Here is a 17400-nt window from a genome sequence, read left to right on the forward strand (position 1 = left end):
GCACAAGGGCTTGGCTGACCAATCCCGTCTATCCGAAAGTGCCCAGCTAGGAGATGAACATGCAAATGAACCCCAACAAAGACACCCAGTTGTGCATGTCGCTGTCCGGGCGTCCGGGGAATTTCGGCCTGCGCTTTCACAATCACCTGTATGAGCAGTTGGGGCTCAACTTCTATTACAAGGCCTTCAGCAGCCAGGACCTGCCCGGCGCGGTCCGGGGGATTCGCGCGCTGGGGATTCGCGGCTGCGGCGTGTCCATGCCGTTCAAGGAAGACTGCATCGCCCTGGTGGATGAACTGGATGCCTCGGCCCGGGCCATCGCCTCGATCAACACCATCGTCAATACCAATGGCCATCTGAAGGCTTACAACACCGATTACATCGCCGTGGCCCGCCTGCTGGCCGAACACGCCGTGCCCCGGGAGTCGACCTTCGCCCTGCGCGGCAGCGGCGGCATGGCCAAGGCCGTGGCCAGTGCCTTGCGCGATGGCGGTTACGCCCGTGGGGTGATCGTCGCTCGCAACGAAGTGGCCGGGCGCGCGCTGGCCCATTCCCTGGGCTATGAGTGGCAGGCCGAGTTGGGCAGCCTGCGGCCGCAGATGCTGATCAACGTGACCCCGATCGGCATGAGCGGTGGCGAGGAAGCCCAGCAACTGGCGTTCGACGCCGAGGCGATAGCGGCGGCGGACACGGTGTTCGACGTGGTGGCGGTGCCGCCGGAAACGCCGCTGATCCTGCGGGCCCGGGCCGAGGGCAAGCAGGTGATCACCGGGCTGGAGGTGATTGCCATCCAGGCCCTGGAGCAGTTCGTGCTGTATACCGGGGTGCGCCCGAGCGAGGAGCAGTTCCAGAAGGCCGTGGCCTTCGCCCGGCCCTGAAACCGCAACGCTGTAGCCGCTGCCGCAGGCTGCGACAAGGCCCGCAGGGCCTTGGGCGTGCCTTAGGTGCGACGCCTCCTTCGGGGGCGATCAGCGCCTGCGGCAGCGGCTACCAGGATCAGCCCTCGAGCTGGGCCAGGCGCTCTTCCAGGGCGGCAATCCGCGCTTCCAGTTCTTCGATGCGTTCCACTGAAACGCCGCCGCTCGTGCTGCGTTCCACTGGGTTGCCCCGGGCGGCGAGAATCGCCTCGATGTCCGCCGGGTCGCCCAGGGCATGGGTGTAGCGGTCTTCGCGCTGACCGGCCTGACGCGGAATGTGCAGGGCCAGGCCCCGGGCGATCAGGCGTTCGAGCTGGTGCAGGACTTGCTCGCTGTCTTCGAAATCATGCATGCGTCCGCTGCGGGTCAGGAGCTCGTTGACGGTTTGCGGACCGCGCAGAAACATCAGGCCGCAGAGGATCAACTGCGCCGGCACCAGTTCCAGGGCCTTGTCCAGGCGCTGTTCCCAGCGATCGGCGCGGCTGCCCATGACCAGCCGGGTGAAGCCCCGGGCTTCGAGGGCGCGCAGGCTTTGGCCAACCTGGCCTGGCGTCAGGTTCATCACCGGTTCGCGGCTGGTTTTCTGATTGCAGGCCAGTACCAGGGCGTTGAGGGTCAGGGGGTAGGTTTCCGGGCTGGTGGCCTGCTTTTCGATCAACGAACCCAGGATGCGGATGTCGCTGCTGCTCAAGCGCAGTTCTTCGCCGGGGGTGTCGTGCTCGCTGCTCATAAGTGCTGGTCCCTTGGTCACTGATGGGTGGGTCGTGAAAAACCGCAACAGGGCGCCGGATCGGCGCCGCGGTTTTTCCGTGGCCGGGTGGGCCACCTTGGAGGGGCTCTGTTTTACCTTCAGAACCCGGATCTTGCCATCAGAACTTGGTCGGACCCGGACAAACACCCTGCTTGCCGCAGCGCCCCCGCCCTGGTGATCCGGGCGAGGGCGGCCCGCTCAGCTCGGTTGCGGATCTGTGGCAGGCTGTGTCGCCGGCGTCGAGTCCGTGGCGGCAGCGGGCTCGCCCGATGCTTCCAGGCACTGGCGGCTGAAGCGGGCGGCGGCGAGCAGGGCGTTTCTCGCGGAACGCAGGTAGAACGCCTGCAACTGGAAGACGTGCCAGCGATCCTCATGGATTTCCAGGCGGCAGCTCACCCCGGCCTGCCGGGCGCGCTCGGCCAGGCGAACCGAGTCCGACAGCAGCAGCTCCTGGTCGCCCACCTGGATCAGCATCGGCGGCAGGCCACGCAGGTCCGCCTCCAGGGGGCGATGGCTGGGCGCCGGCGCCGCGTAGGCCTTGAGGGCTTGCTCCAGCCAGTCGCGGCGAATCATCGGGTCGGCCTCCTGGCGCGATTGCAGGCTGGCGCCGCGCAGATCCGGATCGGTGACCGGCGACAGCAGTATCAGCCCGGCGGCAATCGTCTCGCCGCGCTGCTTCAAGGCCAGGGCCAGGGCCAGGACCAGGGCGCCCCCGGCAGAGTCGCCGGCAATCAGCAGTCGTTCGGCCGGGCAGCCCTGGGCGCGGATGGCGTCGTAACAGGCCAGGCAGTCCTCCAGCGCGGCGGGGTAGGGGTGCTCCGGTGCCAGCCGGTAGTCGGGCACCCAGACGCTGCAGCCGCTGTCCCGGGCCAGGCGGCTGGTGACACTGAAGTGGCTGCGCGGGCTGCCCAGGCAGAAGGCGCCGCCGTGCAGGTAGAGGATCACGCCCTGGTCGGGCGTGGCACCGGCGTCGACTTTCTGCACCGGCAGGCTGCCCAGCCAGTGCTGCCGGCGCCGGATCCCGGCGCAACCGGGCATCAGCCAGGCCAGGGCGTTGACGATCTGGCGTTGGCGCACCAGCTCCCGGGGCGGGCCGATCAGGGCGCGGAAGCTGGCCCGCAGGAACAGCCGCAACAATGCCGCGTGACCCCGTTCCAGCCAATCCCGCGGTGACGCCACGCGCTGGCCGTCGGCCGCTACCGAGTGCGGCTCCAGGGGGCTGGCGAAACGATAGGCGGCAAGCCCGGCATAGCGGGTCAACCACCTGTAGGTCCAGGTGAATCCGGGCCAGTTGGTGCTGTTGTGGCCGCGGGCGTCGACGTACCAGCTGGTGCATCCGCTCCAGACCGAATCGGCCAGGCGCCGCTGGATTCGCTGTTGCAGGCGCCGGTGCGGGGCCTCCTGCACTTCCAGGGTCCGCGCGCCGCTGGCCTTCAGGGCCTGGCGAGCCTTGAGCACGTGGCTGATCTGGCTTTCCAGCATGTGGATGATGGAGTTGTGACCCAGGTTGGTGTTGGGTCCGTAGAGCATGAAGAAGTTGGGGAAGCCGGGGACGCTGAGCCCCAGGTAGGCGCTGGCGCCTGCTTGCCAGGCCTGGTTCAGTTCCAGGCCGTTGCGGCCGCTGATGCGCATGGGCGCAAGGAACTCGGTGGCGGCGAAGCCGGTGCCGTAGATGATCGCGTCCACCGGATGCTGCTGGCCGTCGAGGGTCTCGATGCCGTGTTCGGTGATGCGTGCGATGCCCTGGGTCAGCAGCTCCACATGGGGGCGGGCAAAGGTCTTGAGGTAGTCATTGGACAGCAGGATGCGCTTGCAGCCGATGGGGTAGTCCGGGGTCATCTGGCGGCGCAGCTCGGGGGCGGGCACCGAAGCCTCCAGCAGTTGGCGAAAGGGCTGGCCGACCACCCATTTGGTCAGGCCCTTGAGGCGAGTGAAGCCCAGGGCCCGGGATTCGAAATGCAGGTAATGGGCCGCGCGCAGCAGTTTCATCCGCCAGGGCTGGCGGGCCAGGCGCTGTTTTTCTTGCTCGCTGTAGGCCCGGTCGACCTTGGGCAGGATGTAGGCCGGCGAGCGCTGGAAGACCTTGAGTGCTGCCACCTGATCGGCAATCTGCGGCACGAACTGGATGGCCGAGGCGCCGGTGCCGATCACCGCCACCCGTTTGTTGGCCAGGGGGTAGTCGTGGTCCCAGTGGGCGGAGTGGAAGACCTTGCCGCGAAAGTTGTCCATGCCCGGCAGTTTGGGCAGGGCGGGGCGGCTGAGCTGGCCGACGGCGCTGATCAGCAGGCGGGTGAAATGCTCCTGGCCATCGTTGCAGACGACCTGCCAGTACTGGCCGGTCTCATCGAATCGGGCGTGGCGCACTTCGCTGCCCAAGTGAATGTGTCGCAGCAGGTCGTAGGTGCGGGCGCAATGCTGCAGGTAGTCGTGGATCTCGGCCTGGGGCGCGAACACCCGGGACCAGCGCGGGTTGGGCTCGAAGGAAAATGAATACAGGTGCGAAGGCACGTCGCAGGCAGCGCCAGGGTAGGTATTGTCGCGCCAGACGCCACCGACGTCCTGGCCTTTCTCAAGCAGGATGAACTGGCTGACCCCGGCCTTGCGCAGGGCGATGGCCATGCCCAGGCCGCCGAAGCCGCTGCCGATGATCAGGGCTTCCAGGGGCGCGCAGGGGCTGGAGCGAAGGTTTTCAGGGGCGGTGGATTCGGGCATGACGACCTCGTTGTTATTGTTGTGGACGCAGGATGGATCGACCCGGGGCCGGGCTCTGCCGACGGTGGCGCGGCCCCGTTGAGTGAAGCATGGGGGCAAACATCCGGGGACCCCATGCTGCAACGGGACAAGTGCTTTAGTATTTGGGCCAAATCCGCCGCCCATGAGTCAGGCCATGAACGTTCAAGCATTCACCCGGGGACCGTCCAGCGCCTTGCTGCTGGTGAATTTTGCGCTTGAAAGGGGCCTGTCGCCGACGCGCCTGCTGGCCGGTTGCGCGGTGTCCCTGGAGGTGTTGCAGGACCCCAATACGGTGCTGCTGGCGGCCCAGGAGCTGCGATTGGCGAGCAATCTGCTGCAGCTCCTGGGCCATCCTCCCGGGCTGGGCTATGAGGTGGGGGCGCGTTATCACTTCTCCACCTACGGCCTGTTCGGCTACGGCCTGATCAGCAGCGCGACGCCGGCGGATGCGCTGGACCTGGCCCTGCGCTTTCTGCCGTTGACCTATGCCTTTGCTTCCATCGGTTACCGACTGGAGCGGGATCTGGGCGTGCTGACGTTCGGTGCGCCGCCGGTGGCCGATCCGCAGGTGGCGGCGTTTTTGCTGGAGCGGGACATGGCCGCTGCCGCGGTCTTGATGCAGGAGATCGTCGGTGAAGATTTTTGTCTGGCCCGCCTGACCCGTCGCGCAGCGCCTCCCGCGGATCGCGCTGCCAGTGATGCGCCGCGGGTGCTGGGCCGGGTGCCCGAGTACCGGGCGGCGCTCGACAGCCTGGCGTTCGACCGGCGCTTCCTGGATCGCGCCTTGCCCCAGGCCAACCCGCTGACGGTGGCGATGTGCGAGCAGATGTGCCGGCAGTTGCTTGAGCGCCGACAGGCTCATCAGGGCATGGCGGCCCTGGTCCGCCAGCACCTCGAGGCCCTGCCGGCCGGCAGGGTCGCGGATCTGCCGGGCATGGCTCGTCTGAGTCGGACCAGTGTGCGCACCCTGAAACGACGCCTGCAGGAAGAGGGCACCAGCTATCGCCAGTTGCTGGCCGAGCAGCGCGGCGCCCGGGCCCTGGAGCTGTTGGGCAATCGCTCCTTGAGCCTGACCCGGATCGCGGAAGAGCTGGGTTTCAGCGATCTGTCGAGTTTTTCCCAGAGCTTCAAGCGCTGGTTCGGCGTCGCCCCCAGCGCCTATCGCCGGGGGCCTCCGGGATAAAGGCCCCGCACCGGGCCGCAGTGGCTATAATCGCTGCTCGTTGTATTCCCGCCATCTGTGTCGAGACTGTCATGACTATTTCCCTGTATGCCGCTTCCGTTCCCGTCTTCAAGCAAATGCTCAATGCCCTGAGCGATGTCCTGCACAAGGCCGAAGCTCACGCCACGGCGAAGAACATCGAGCCCAATGCCCTGCTTCAGGCCCGCCTGTACCCGGACATGTTCCCTCTGGTGCGTCAGGTGCAGATCGCCGTGGACTTCGCCAAGGGCGTGTCGGCCCGCCTGGCCGAGGTCGAGCTGCCCAAGTACGACGACAGCGAAACCACCTTCGCCGACCTGCAGGCGCTGATCGCCAAGGTGCTGGCCTTCATCGACGGCATCCAGCCGGCGCAGATCGATGGCAAGGAAGGCATCGAGATCGTCACCCGTCCGGGCACCCCGAAAGAGAAGCGCTTCACTGGCCAGTCCTACCTGCTGACCTACGGCCTGCCGCAGTTCTTCTTCCACGTCACCACCACCTACGCGATCCTGCGTCACAACGGTGTGGAAGTGGGCAAGCGCGACTATATGGGCGCGTTCTAAAACCCCAGGTGATAAAAAAGCCCGGCCAGGTTGACCCTGGCCGGGCTTTTTAGTGGGCGCTGGATCAGGCGGCGGCTTGCGCCTTGTCTTCCTGGGCCATGCACGCGGCGGCCGTGAAGAGCACGTCGGTGGAGGAGTTCAGCGCGGTTTCCGCCGAGTCCTGCAGCACGCCGATGATGAAGCCCACGGCGACCACCTGCATGGCGATTTCGCTGGGGATGCCGAACAGGCTGCAGGCCAGGGGAATCAGCAGCAGCGAGCCACCGGCAACGCCGGAAGCGCCGCAGGCGCAGATCGCCGCCACCACGCTGAGCAGCACGGCGGTCGGCAGATCCACGGCAATGCCCAGGGTGTGCACGGCGGCCAGGGTCAGCACGGTGATGGTGATCGCCGCGCCGGCCATGTTGATGGTGGCGCCCAGGGGGATGGACACCGAGTAGGTGTCTTCATGCAGGCCCAGGCGCTTGCTCAGCTCCAGGTTGACCGGAATGTTGGCCGCCGAGCTGCGGGTGAAGAAGGCGGTGATGCCGCTCTCGCGCAGGCAGGTCAGCACCAGCGGGAAGGGGTTGCGGCGGATTTTCCAGAACACGATCAGCGGGTTCATCACCAGCGCTACGAACAGCATGCAGCCGATCAGTACCGCCAACAGGTGCAGGTAGCCGAGCAGGGCGTCGAAGCCGGAGGTGGCCAGGGTCGAGGCCACCAGGCCGAAGATCCCCAGGGGCGCGAAGCGGATCACCACGCGCACGATGACGGTGACCCCGTTGGACAGGTCATCGAGCACGGCGCGGGTGGTCTCGCCGGCATGACGGATGGCCACGCCCATGCCGATGGCCCAGGCCAGGATGCCGATGAAGTTGGCGTTCATCAGGGCGCTGACCGGGTTGTCCACCACGCTCAGCAGCAGGCTTTGCAGCACTTCGCTGATACCGCCGGGGGCACTCACGGCGACGTCGTGGGTGGCCAGGACCAGGGACGAGGGGAACAGGCTGCTGGCGATCACCGCGACCACCGCCGCGGCGAAGGTGCCCAGCAGGTAGAGCACCAGGATCGGCCGGATATGGGTTTCCTGGCCGTGCTTGTGGTTGGCGATCGAGGCCATGACCAGCACGAACACCAGGATCGGCGCCACGGCCTTGAGCGCCGAGACGAAGACCTTGCCGATGAAGGTGGTGGACTTCGCCACTTCGGGGGCCAGCAGGGCCAGGGCGATCCCGGCAATCAGGCCGATGACGATCTGGGTCACCAGGCTCAGGCGTTTGAGGGTGTGCAGGAAGGAAGGAGGTGCAGCGCTCATAGCGGTATCTCTATTTTTTTTAATGTGCAGTGCATGCCGGGGCTGAGCCGGCATCCAGGGATGCGGTGGCAAAGGGCAACGGGCGATCGGGTGGCCTGACGGGCAAGCCAGTACGACAACCACTGTTTTTGGCAGGGGGCGGACTTTATCACAGGCGCTCGGGCTTCCTGCGTCGATGTGACGATCTGCCACCGCTGATCTCCGGTGCCGGGGACGGGGCGGTTGCCCAGACCCGTGCCCTCTCTGTTAAGATCCGTCACCCCCTTTTCTATCCAGTCAGCGGGCCCTTCGGGCTGTCGCTGCTGTCGTTGTTTCTGGAGTTTGCGATGTTGTTGCCCATCCTGCTGTTGTCCGCCGCGGGTTTTACCGTGTTGACCACGGAGTTCGTCATCGTCGGCCTGTTGCCGTCGATAGCCCGGGACTTGCAGGTCAGCGTGTCGCAGGCCGGCTTGCTGGTGACCCTGTTCGCCTTTACCGTCGCCGCGTTCGGGCCCTTCCTCACGGCCTATTTCGCGCGTTTTCCGCGCAAGCAGCTGTTTATCGGCGTGTTGTTGATGTTTGGCCTGGCCAACACCCTGGCGGCCCTGGCGCCGAACATCTGGGTGATGGCCCTGGCACGCCTGGTGCCGGCCCTGGGGTTGCCGGTGTTCTGGGCCCTGGCCAGTGAAACGGCGGTGGATATCGTCGGCCCGGATCATGCCGGGCGGGCCATTGCCAAGATCGGCTTCGGCATCGTCTGTGCCACGGTGTTCGGGATTCCCGTGGGCACCCTGATCGCCGATGCATTCGGCTGGCGCAGCGCCTTCGGCATCCTGGCCCTGGTGGCCTTCGCCAAGGCCCTGCTGCTGTGGGTCTATCTGCCGAAAACCAGGCCGCACAACCCGCAGGCGAGCCTGCGGGCGCAGTTTCGCATCCTGCGCAGCCCGCTGATGCAGGGGCATGTGCTGCTGTCGATCCTGGTGTTCAGCGGCATGTTCACCGCCTACACCTACCTGGCGGACATCCTCGAACGCCTGGCCGGTTTCGACGGCACCCTGGTGGGCTGGTGCCTGATGGGCTTCGGCGCCGTGGGGCTGCTCGGCAACTCCCTGGGTGGCCGGGCCGTGGACCGCCATCCGCTGATCGCCTCCATGGTGTTCTGCGCCTTGATGATGGGCGGCATGCTGGCCCTGGTGCCGAGTATCGATTCGACCCTGGGGCTGGCGGCGGCGATGGGCCTCTGGGGCGTGACCCAGGCCGCGCTGTTCCTGGTCAGCCATGTGCGCCTGATCAAGGCTGCGCCGCAAGCGCCGGCATTCGCTGCGTCGCTGAACATCGCCGGGGCCAACCTGGGGATCGGCCTGGGGGCGATGGTGGGCGGACGGGTGATCGATACCCTGGGCCTGGGCAGCCTGGGGATGGCGGCGTCGGCGTTCATCCTGCTGTCGATTGCCCTGGCCCTGCTGCTGATGAACCTCAAGACGCCGCAGGCCTGCGCCTCTGTCAATGCGCCAGGGGCGTGAACAGTTCGCGGCGCGCGCCCTCGGTGATGGCCAGGATGCCCGGGTGCTTGACCTTGCGCTCCACCGAGATGGCATAGAACGATTCGGTCACGGCGTCAGTCTGGCCAATCAGCTGGACGCCGTACTGGTGCCGGACCTCCTCGGCAATCACGCTGGGGGCGATGAAGATCCCGCTGCCGGATTGGCCAAAGGCCTGCATCAGGGCGCTGTCGTCGAATTCGCCGATGATCCGCGGTTGCAGTTGCTGTTCGGCGAACCAGCGCAGCAGGCGGCTGCGCACCACGGTTTCCTGCCCGGGAATCAGTAGCGGCGCGCCGTGCAGGCCGCGAGGGAAGTCGGCGCCGTGCTGCTGGGCCAGTTCGGCGGTGGCGAAGAAGCTGATGCCGCACTCCCCGAGCTTCTGGCTGTAGCCCTTGATGTCCAGGTGCGAGGGCATCGGGCTGTCGGAGATCACCAGGTCCAGGCGCTGGATGGCCAGATCCGCCAGCAGCCGTTCGAGTTTGTCTTCGCGGCAGGTCAGGCGAATCGGTTCGCTGAGCTCCATGGTCGGGGCGATCAGGCGATAGACGATGGACTTGGGCACCACATCCGCCACGCCGACCCGGAACTGGATCTGCTGCTCGTCGGGGCGGGCGCGGAGCATGGCTTCCAGTTCGCCGCCGAGCTGGAACATCTGTTCGGCGTAGGGCAGCGCCTGGCGTCCGGCTTCGCTCAGTTCCAGCTGGCGCCCGACCCGGCGAAACAGTTCGATGCCGTAGGTCTGTTCCAGCAGGCTGATCTGCCCGCTGATGGTTTGTGGGGTCAGGTTGAGCTGCTCGCAGGCGCGCACGATGCTGCCGGTCTTGGCCACAACCCAGAAGTAATGCAGTTGGCGGTAGTTGAGCATGGCGCTTACCAGTTCGTAAAAACCGAAGTATAACTGCCAAAAATACGAATTTTCCTGAAGTATTCGTCTCCTTAGAATGCCCCGCTATCGACGGGGCCCGCATTGGCCCTGTCCGTTCTATCGAGGAATACGGCATGTCATTCAAAACCCTGGGCGCGGCCTCGTTGCTGGCCCTGTCTATGCTGACCCTGGCGGGGTGTGATCAGGCGGAAAAAAGCGCTCAACAGGTGCTGGACAAGGCCGCCGAGACGGCCAAGCAGGCCATCGATGACACCCACAAGGCTGCCGAGCAGGCCCTGAGCGAGGCCACGCAAAGCGTGACCGGCAAGGAAAAACCAGAGGACGACGCGGCCAAGAAGCCCGATTCTTCCCAGGAAATCTGACTTTTCATATCACCGATTCAGGATTGACCCATGGATTACCTTTTACAGCTCGCCGCCAGCCCCACCGCCTGGGTGGCTCTGGCCACTCTGGTGGTGATGGAGATCGTGCTTGGCATCGATAACCTGATCTTTATTTCCATCCTCACCAACAAGCTGCCGGAAAAGCACCGGGCCAAGGCGCGACGCATCGGGATCAGCATGGCGTTGTTCCTGCGTCTGGCGCTGCTCAGCACCATCGCTTTCATTGTCCAGCTCACTGAGCCGGTGATCGACGTGCTGGGGCAGAGTTTCTCCTGGAAGGACATGATCCTGATTGCCGGTGGCCTGTTCCTGGTCTGGAAAGCCACCACCGAGATCCACCAGAGCATGGACCCTGAGCCCGAGAAGCCGGCTACCGCGACTTCCAAGGTGAGCATCGGGTTTGCGGCGGCGATCGGGCAGATCCTGATGCTGGACCTGGTGTTTTCCATCGACAGCATCATTACGGCGGTGGGCATGACCGAGCACCTGCCGATCATGATCATTGCCGTGGTGATCTCGGTGCTGGTGATGTTGCTGGCCGCCGAACCGCTGGCCAAGTTCATCCATGACAACCCGACTGTGGTCATGCTGGCCCTGGGCTTCCTGATCATGATCGGCATGACCCTGATCGCCGAAGGTTTCGGCGCCCATGTGCCCAAGGGCTATGTGTATGCGGCCATGGCGTTCTCGGCGGCCATTGAAAGCTTGAACATGTTGGCCCGTCGGGCTCGGCAGAAGCGCCAGGCGCAGCACACCGAGGTCTGATTCGCCACCAAGGCAAACGGCCGTCTGTACTCGCTGGAGTCAGGCGGCCGTGTCGTTTTACGGGAAGGGAAAGCGGGGATCAGTGCACAGTGGCGGGGCGCCGGGCGGTCTTTTCGCTTTCGATGCCTGGCTTGCGGGGCTGAGCATGGTGGCGGCGAGTGATACGCAGCACGCCCCAGAGCATGGCGCCGGCGACGGCCAGCCAGCCCAGGATCAGCATCAGGATTGTCGTTGTCAGGCTCATCAGTGCCTCCTTATATGCCCTGTACAGGGCACACACACTTACCAATGGACAGTCTAGTAGCCCCTGTGTTTCAGGCTATTGACCAATAGTCGCGAGTCTTCGAACACTTCGCTCTATGGTTTGCAATTAACTGTTGCCTAACGCTATACCCTCGCCCGTGAGGGCCCTATGATCAAGGCCCCAGCCGGAGCAGGGTCGTCCGGCGTCTGTCTATTAGAGAGCAATGATGGTGCGGGTATTTCCTCGATTTCGAGCGGCGCTGCTGGCCAGCGCCTGTGTTCTGGGCCTGGCCGGATGTGCCGGCAGCGTGGCACCGGAGATTCAGCGTCTGCCGGAGCGGGTGGAGCTCAACAGCGTGCCGTTCTTCCGTGGCGAGATGTACCAGAGCGCTCCCGGAGCCTTGGCCAGCATGTTGTCGCAACAGGGCATCGTGATTACCCCCGGGTTGCTGGACAAGCCTTTGCACCTGCCGGGAGCCGAGGCGCAGCTGCAGCAGAACCTGCAGGGCCTGGCCCGGCAATACGGCATGGTGGTCTATCCCCTGGATGATCATCTGCCGGCCTTGCTGACGCAGGTGGCCGCAGGTTATCCGGTGCTGGTGCGCTTTACCGAGGGTTCAAGCTTGTGGGCGCAGCCGCGTTATGCGGTCCTGGCCGGATATAACCGGGACAAGCAGACGGTGCTGTTGCGGGGGGCGAAAAGCCGTCGGCAACTGATGAGCTTCAGTGCGTTCGAGTCGTCCTGGAAAGACGCCGGCAGTTTTGCGGTATTGATTCAGGCGCCCAACCAGCTACCTGCCAAGGTCGATCGCCAGCGTTGGCTGAAAGCGGCCAATGAGCTGGCCCAGGCCGGCCAGGAGCAGGCGGCGGCTCGGGCCGGCAAGGCACTCGACGGTCATTGAACGCTCTATAGACAACAACGGCGCCTCAGGGCGCCGTTGTTGTTGCTGGGGATCAATGTGAGGCTTGCGGGGCTGCGCTCTGGTGGTTCTTGAGGTTCTTGTCGGCCTTGTAGCGCAGGGCCACGTCCGGTACCGAACCGCTTTTGCCGGTCTCGACCCAGTTGCGGATACGGCTGGCGTCGGCAAAGTGGGTGTACTTGCCGAAAGCGTCGAGAATCACCAGGGCTACCGGGCGGTTGCCCATGCTGGTGACCAGCACCAGGCAGTGGCCGGCCTGGTTGGTGAAGCCGGTCTTGGTGATCTTGATGTCCCATTTTTCCTTGTTGACCAGGTGGTCGGTGTTGCGAAAGCCCAGGGTGTAGTTGGGTTTACGGAACGCCACGGTCTTTTCCTTGGTGGTGCTCAGTTCGCTCAGCAGTGGGTATTTGCGAGCGGCCACCAACAGCTTGCTCAGGTCGCGGGCAGTGGAGACGTTGTGGATCGACAGGCCGGTGGGCTCGACATAGTGGGTATGGGTCATGCCCAGGGACTTGGCCTTGGCGTTCATGGCGGCAATGAACGCCGAGTAGCCGCCTGGATAGTGATGGGCGAGGCTGGCAGCGGCACGGTTTTCCGAGGACATCAGGGCGATCAGCAAGGTATCGCGACGGCTCAGCTCGCTGTTGAGCTTGACCCTTGAAAACACACCCTTCATCTCCGGGGTGTCGCTGATGTTCATGGAGATGTGCTCATCCAGCGGCAGCTTGGCGTCCAGCACGATCATGGCGGTCATCAGCTTGGTGACTGAGGCGATGGGCACCACGACGTCCGGGTTGCTGGAGTAGATGACTTTGTTGGTCTGCAGATCCAGCAGCAGGGCGCTGCCGGAGGCGATATGCAACTGTGAAGTGTCTCTTGGCGCCGCGGTGGTTTCGCTGGCGTCGACGCTGTGTGCGATCAAGGTGCCGGACACAGCAAACAACAAGCTGAGGATGGAGAGACGAATTTTCACGCGGGCGGACTCGATAAAGATGGATATGCCGTCTGGCAACGGGTTTTTTCGGGAAAACGTTACATTTTATGAATATAGCTGAGGAACTGTCGATTGTTCTTCAGCGGTCAGTCGAAAACCCTTAAAAACCAAGAAAAAACAACGGTTTTCCCTGAGTGGCAGGTGTTCGTCAGGATAGGCCCGGCTTGACCTGGAGCGCTAAGATTCAGGAGCTATATGTCGGGCGCAGGGAGTGTGTTGCGGCGGCATAAAAAAGCCCGCCAATGGCGGGCTGATTGAAGCAGGCTGGCAAACTCAGCTGTGCAGCGTTTCCGCGGCGTACAGGGTGTTTTCCAGCAGGCAGGCACGGGTCATGGGACCGACGCCGCCAGGTACCGGCGTGATCCAGCCGGCGCGGGGCAGGGCGGTCTCATACACGACGTCGCCCACCAGTTTGCCGTCTTCCTGACGATTGATGCCCACGTCGATGACGATGGCGCCTTCCTTGATCCATTCGCCCTTGACCAGGCCCGGCTTGCCAGCGGCAACCACGACCAGATCGGCGCGGCCGACGTGGCCGGCCAGGTCCTTGGTAAAGCGGTGGGTCACGGTCACGGTGCAGCCCGCCAGCAGCAACTCCATGGCCATCGGACGACCGACGATATTGGAGGCGCCCACTACGACTGCGTCCATGCCATACAGATCGGCGCCGGTGCTTTGCAGCAGGGTCATGATGCCCTTGGGGGTGCAGGGGCGCAGCAGGGGAATGCGCTGGGCCAGGCGACCGACGTTATAGGGATGGAAGCCATCCACGTCTTTGTCCGGGCGAATGCGCTCAAGCAACAAGGAGGCGTCCAGGTGCTCGGGCAGCGGCAATTGCAAGAGGACGCCGTCGATATTCGGGTCATCGTTGAGCTTGTCGATCAGGCCGGCCAGATCTTCTTGAGTCGTGTTGGCGGGCAAGTCATAGGCTTGTGAAAGGAAGCCGACCTCTTCGCAGTCTTTACGCTTGTGCGAGACATAAACCTGAGAGGCCGGGTCGCTGCCGACCAGAATCACCGCGAGGCCCGGAGTACGCAGGCCTTGCTGGCGACGCTCGGCGACACGTTTGGCGATCTGCTGGCGCAGGCTAGCGGCGATCGCTTTGCCGTCGATTAGTTGTGCAGTCATGACGCGTGATTAACCATCGAGAGGGAGAGAAAAAGAGAACGCATTCTCGCATGTCGGGACGTGAGGGCAAAGGCGCTTGGTCTGCAAATTCCCCTAACTCCTTTAATTAAATGAATTTTTTTGAAAAAAGAGTTGACGACCTAACGGCTCGTCTATAACATTCGTCGCACTTGTCGGGCACAGCCTAGCACTGGTTAAGAAGGTCGGGCAGAGTTGATGTTTAACTCGTAACGACTGAAAGCAATTAGTTTGTAGTCATTAAAGAATACAGATTAATAAGGCGCCCGTAGCTCAGCTGGATAGAGCATCCGCCTTCTAAGCGGATGGTCGCAGGTTCGAGTCCTGCCGGGTGCGCCATTAGGCAGCTTTGGCACAAGTAACGCAATATGGTGGGCGTAGCTCAGTTGGTAGAGCACAGGATTGTGACTCCTGTTGTCGTGGGTTCGATCCCCATCGTCCACCCCATATTCGAAGAAGGCGCCAGATTAATAGTCTGGCGCCTTTGCTTTAAAAGCTTGTTAAGCGGACGTGGTGGAATTGGTAGACACACTGGATTTAGGTTCCAGCGCCGAAAGGTGTAAGAGTTCGAGTCTCTTCGTCCGCACCATTAAAGTAGCTAGTTAATAGCAGATCACGGCGCAGCACCTGAAAGGGGCTGCGCCGTTTTCGTTTCTGGACTCGATGCTGTGGTCTGGCTGCATGTAGTGGGTTGGCCGGTGGCGCCAGATTCGCTCTTGGTCGTCGGGTGTTTGAGTTTCAGCTGTTGGCTGGTGTTTGTCAGGGGTGGGTTGGTCGATCCCTTCTATATATAGAAGGATTGGTTTAGAGCCCCTGGCTGGATTTGTAGTAATTGCTCTCATGGCGAGGCTCAACCCTTTGTCCCCGCCTTCACATTGTCGGTCGTATTTCACCCTTTTTCAGTAGGGTGACTTCTTGAGTTTGACCCACTAGAATGCATGCCCTTGATTCTGGGGTCGGAAAACGGCCGGCTAACGTCTGTGCAACGAGGAATATCCATGCAAGTTTCTGTTGAAAATACTTCTGCTCTTGAGCGCCGCATGAGCATCACCGTGCCGGCTGAGCGCATCGAGAGCCAGGTCAACAAGCGTCTGCAGCAGACTGCCCAAAAGGCCAAAATCCCAGGCTTCCGTCCTGGCAAGGTTCCAATGAGCGTGATTCGTCAGCGTTATGAGGCTGACGCGCGTCAAGAAGCAGTGGGTGATGTGATCCAGGCATCTTTCTATGAAGCTGTTGTTGAGCAGAAGCTGAACCCGGCTGGCGCTCCTTCGGTCGAGCCTAAAGTGCTGGAGAAGGGCAAGGATCTGGAATACGTTGCCACTTTCGAAGTTTTCCCAGAGTTCACTGTCGCCGGTTTCGAAAGCATCGCTGTTGAGCGTCTGAGCGCTGAAGTGGCTGATGCTGACCTGGACAACATGCTGGAAATCCTGCGCAAGCAGAATGTTCGCTTCGAAGTGGTTGATCGCGCTGCGCAGAACGATGATCAACTGAACATCGATTTCGTTGGCAAGGTCGACGGCGAAGCTTTCGCAGGTGGCTCGGCCAAGGGCACTCAGCTGGTGTTGGGTTCCGGTCGCATGATTCCTGGTTTCGAAGACGGTCTGGTTGGCGCTAAAGCTGGCGAAGAGCGTGTTCTGAACCTGACCTTCCCTGAGAACTATCAGAACCTGGACCTGGCCAACAAAGCCGCCGAGTTCACTGTTACTGTCAACAGCGTTTCCGAGCCTAAGCTGCCAGAGCTGACCGAAGAGTTCTTCGCTCAATTCGGGATCAAGGAAGCGGGTCTGGATGGCTTCCGTGCCGAAGTTCGCAAGAACATGGAGCGCGAACTGCGTCAGGCTATCAAGTCCAAAGTGAAGAATCAGGTTATGGACGGTCTGCTGGCCTCCAACCCGATCGAAGTGCCAAAAGCGCTGCTGGACAACGAAGTCAATCGTCTGCGCGTTCAGGCTGTTCAGCAGTTCGGTGGCAACATCAAGCCGGATCAACTGCCGGCTGAGCTGTTCGAAGAGCAGGCTAAGCGCCGCGTAGTGCTGGGTCTGATCGTCGCTGAAGTGGTTAAGCAATTCGACCTCAAGCCTGATGAAGCCCGCGTTCGCGAGCTGATCCAGGAAATGGCTTCGGCTTACCAGGAGCCAGAGCAAGTCGTGTCCTGGTACTACAAGAACGAGCAGCAGTTGAACGAAGTCCGTTCGGTTGTGCTGGAAGAGCAAGTTGTGGATACTGTTCTGCAGAAAGCTAGCGTGACCGACAAATCGGTCTCTTACGAAGAAGCGGTCAAGCCGGTAGAAGCACCTCAAGCCGACTGATCCTCTTTTCGTTCGAAGCACACACCATAAGCCAGCCTTCGTGCTGGCTTATGCGTATTCAAGACATGACTATTTGGGAGTGACTGCAGGACATGTCCCGCAATTCTTATTATCAGCAGAGCTCTGACATCCAGGCCGCAGGCGGCCTGGTCCCGATGGTTATCGAGCAGTCCGCCCGCGGCGAACGCGCCTATGACATCTATTCGCGCCTCTTGAAGGAGCGAGTGATCTTCCTGATTGGCCCGGTAGAGGACTACATGGCCAACTTGGTTGCGGCGCAACTGCTATTCCTTGAAGCGGAAAACCCGGACAAGGACATCCATCTCTACATCAACTCGCCAGGTGGCTCGGTGACTGCTGGCATGTCGATCTACGACACCATGCAATTCATCAAGCCTGACGTTTCGACTATCTGCATTGGTCAGGCATGCAGCATGGGGGCCTTCCTGCTCGCTGGCGGTGCCGCGGGCAAGCGTCATTGCCTGCCTAACTCGCGGATGATGATTCACCAACCGCTCGGCGGTTTCCAAGGCCAGGCGTCGGATATCGACATCCATGCCAAGGAAATCCTGCACATTCGTTCGCGCCTGAACTCGCTGCTGGCTCACCACACTGGTCAGAGCCTTGAAACCATTGAGCGTGACACCGAGCGTGACAACTTCATGAGCGCCGAGCGCGCCGCGGAGTACGGTCTGATCGACTCCGTGATCAACAAGCGTCAAATGCCTGCCTAAGCAACTCAAATGTAGGCGGCTTATTTAACTGGCCG

The 17400-nt window shown here is 62.6% G+C and carries 16 protein-coding genes and 3 tRNA genes; 12 read left to right on the top strand and 7 right to left on the bottom strand.

The genetic code is table 11. The annotated features are described in order from the left end of the window. Nucleotides 1-59 precede the first annotated feature (59 nt). Complete coding sequence (locus L1O02_RS10645) at nt 60-878, top strand: shikimate 5-dehydrogenase (protein WP_060840204.1); 819 nt, start codon at nt 60-62, stop codon at nt 876-878. 118 nt (nt 879-996) lie between these two features. Here the strand turns inward: L1O02_RS10645 and L1O02_RS10650 are convergent, their stop codons facing one another. Together L1O02_RS10650 and L1O02_RS10655 are read right to left on the bottom strand one after the other, a co-directional pair. Next, on the bottom strand, nt 997-1647 hold the full coding sequence (locus L1O02_RS10650) for a DUF480 domain-containing protein (RefSeq protein WP_060840203.1): 651 nt from the start codon (nt 1645-1647) through the stop codon (nt 997-999). A 219-nt stretch (nt 1648-1866) separates the two neighbouring features. Beyond that, nucleotides 1867-4380, bottom strand: a complete 2514-nt coding sequence (locus tag L1O02_RS10655) for an alpha/beta hydrolase fold domain-containing protein (protein ID WP_235759841.1) — start codon at nt 4378-4380, stop codon at nt 1867-1869. A gap of 175 nt (nt 4381-4555) precedes the next feature. Here L1O02_RS10655 and L1O02_RS10660 point away from each other — a divergent pair, with 175 nt between their 5' ends. After that, nucleotides 4556-5584, top strand: coding sequence for an AraC family transcriptional regulator (locus L1O02_RS10660; protein ID WP_235759842.1), 1029 nt, complete (start codon nt 4556-4558; stop codon nt 5582-5584). A gap of 71 nt (nt 5585-5655) precedes the next feature. Next, nucleotides 5656-6165, top strand: a complete 510-nt coding sequence (locus L1O02_RS10665) for a DUF1993 domain-containing protein (RefSeq protein ID WP_060840200.1) — start codon at nt 5656-5658, stop codon at nt 6163-6165. Between the two features lie 64 nt (nt 6166-6229). Here L1O02_RS10665 and sstT read toward each other — a convergent pair whose 3' ends face one another. Then, nucleotides 6230-7462, bottom strand: a complete 1233-nt coding sequence (gene sstT / locus L1O02_RS10670) for a serine/threonine transporter SstT (RefSeq protein WP_108546352.1) — start codon at nt 7460-7462, stop codon at nt 6230-6232. A gap of 326 nt (nt 7463-7788) precedes the next feature. On the opposite strand from sstT, the gene L1O02_RS10675 reads away from it, so the two are divergent. Continuing rightward, complete coding sequence (locus L1O02_RS10675; protein ID WP_108546353.1) at nt 7789-8964, top strand: MFS transporter; 1176 nt, start codon at nt 7789-7791, stop codon at nt 8962-8964. On the opposite strand, the gene nhaR is transcribed toward L1O02_RS10675, so the two are convergent. Next, nucleotides 8945-9850, bottom strand: coding sequence for a transcriptional activator NhaR (gene nhaR, locus L1O02_RS10680; RefSeq protein WP_060840197.1), 906 nt, complete (start codon nt 9848-9850; stop codon nt 8945-8947). The two genes, L1O02_RS10675 and nhaR, sit on opposite strands and share 20 nt — an antisense overlap. 134 nt (nt 9851-9984) lie before the next feature. Between nhaR and L1O02_RS10685 the strand changes: the two genes are divergently transcribed. Both L1O02_RS10685 and L1O02_RS10690 read left to right on the top strand, forming a co-directional pair. Next, complete coding sequence (locus L1O02_RS10685; protein WP_060840196.1) at nt 9985-10233, top strand: hypothetical protein; 249 nt, start codon at nt 9985-9987, stop codon at nt 10231-10233. A gap of 30 nt (nt 10234-10263) precedes the next feature. Continuing rightward, nucleotides 10264-11019 (top strand): TerC family protein, encoded by a 756-nt coding sequence (locus L1O02_RS10690; RefSeq protein ID WP_060840195.1) that lies wholly within the window; start codon nt 10264-10266, stop codon nt 11017-11019. Between the two features lie 79 nt (nt 11020-11098). Here the strand turns inward: L1O02_RS10690 and L1O02_RS10695 are convergent, their stop codons facing one another. Beyond that, entirely contained in the window at nt 11099-11263 is a 165-nt protein-coding gene (locus L1O02_RS10695; RefSeq protein WP_164990722.1) for a hypothetical protein, read from the bottom strand. A 226-nt stretch (nt 11264-11489) separates the two neighbouring features. Here L1O02_RS10695 and L1O02_RS10700 point away from each other — a divergent pair, with 226 nt between their 5' ends. Continuing rightward, the gene (locus L1O02_RS10700) at nt 11490-12164 is read left to right on the top strand and encodes a peptidase C39 family protein (RefSeq protein WP_108546372.1); all 675 of its coding nucleotides are present in this window, start codon (nt 11490-11492) and stop codon (nt 12162-12164) included. A gap of 52 nt (nt 12165-12216) precedes the next feature. Here the strand turns inward: L1O02_RS10700 and pbpG are convergent, their stop codons facing one another. Both pbpG and folD read right to left on the bottom strand, forming a co-directional pair. Continuing rightward, the gene (gene pbpG / locus L1O02_RS10705; RefSeq protein WP_108546355.1) at nt 12217-13155 is read right to left on the bottom strand and encodes a D-alanyl-D-alanine endopeptidase; all 939 of its coding nucleotides are present in this window, start codon (nt 13153-13155) and stop codon (nt 12217-12219) included. Between the two features lie 294 nt (nt 13156-13449). Then, the gene (gene folD / locus L1O02_RS10710) at nt 13450-14304 is read right to left on the bottom strand and encodes a bifunctional methylenetetrahydrofolate dehydrogenase/methenyltetrahydrofolate cyclohydrolase FolD (RefSeq protein WP_016965270.1); all 855 of its coding nucleotides are present in this window, start codon (nt 14302-14304) and stop codon (nt 13450-13452) included. A gap of 280 nt (nt 14305-14584) precedes the next feature. Between folD and L1O02_RS10715 the strand changes: the two genes are divergently transcribed. The 5 genes from L1O02_RS10715 (at nt 14585) to clpP (ending at nt 17365) form a co-directional block, all read left to right on the top strand. Beyond that, nucleotides 14585-14661, top strand: a tRNA-Arg gene (locus L1O02_RS10715). A 32-nt stretch (nt 14662-14693) separates the two neighbouring features. Then, nucleotides 14694-14769 (top strand) — tRNA-His (locus tag L1O02_RS10720). 57 nt (nt 14770-14826) lie between these two features. Beyond that, nucleotides 14827-14911 (top strand) — tRNA-Leu (locus L1O02_RS10725). Between the two features lie 409 nt (nt 14912-15320). Continuing rightward, on the top strand, nt 15321-16631 hold the full coding sequence (gene tig, locus L1O02_RS10730) for a trigger factor (protein ID WP_060844137.1): 1311 nt from the start codon (nt 15321-15323) through the stop codon (nt 16629-16631). 92 nt (nt 16632-16723) lie between these two features. Continuing rightward, nucleotides 16724-17365 (top strand): ATP-dependent Clp endopeptidase proteolytic subunit ClpP, encoded by a 642-nt coding sequence (gene clpP, locus L1O02_RS10735; RefSeq protein WP_016965272.1) that lies wholly within the window; start codon nt 16724-16726, stop codon nt 17363-17365. The last annotated feature ends 35 nt before the right edge of the window (nt 17366-17400 follow it).

Source organism: Pseudomonas sp. BC42 (genome assembly GCF_021560055.1).
In the GTDB taxonomy this organism is placed as follows: Bacteria; Pseudomonadota; Gammaproteobacteria; order Pseudomonadales; family Pseudomonadaceae; genus Aquipseudomonas.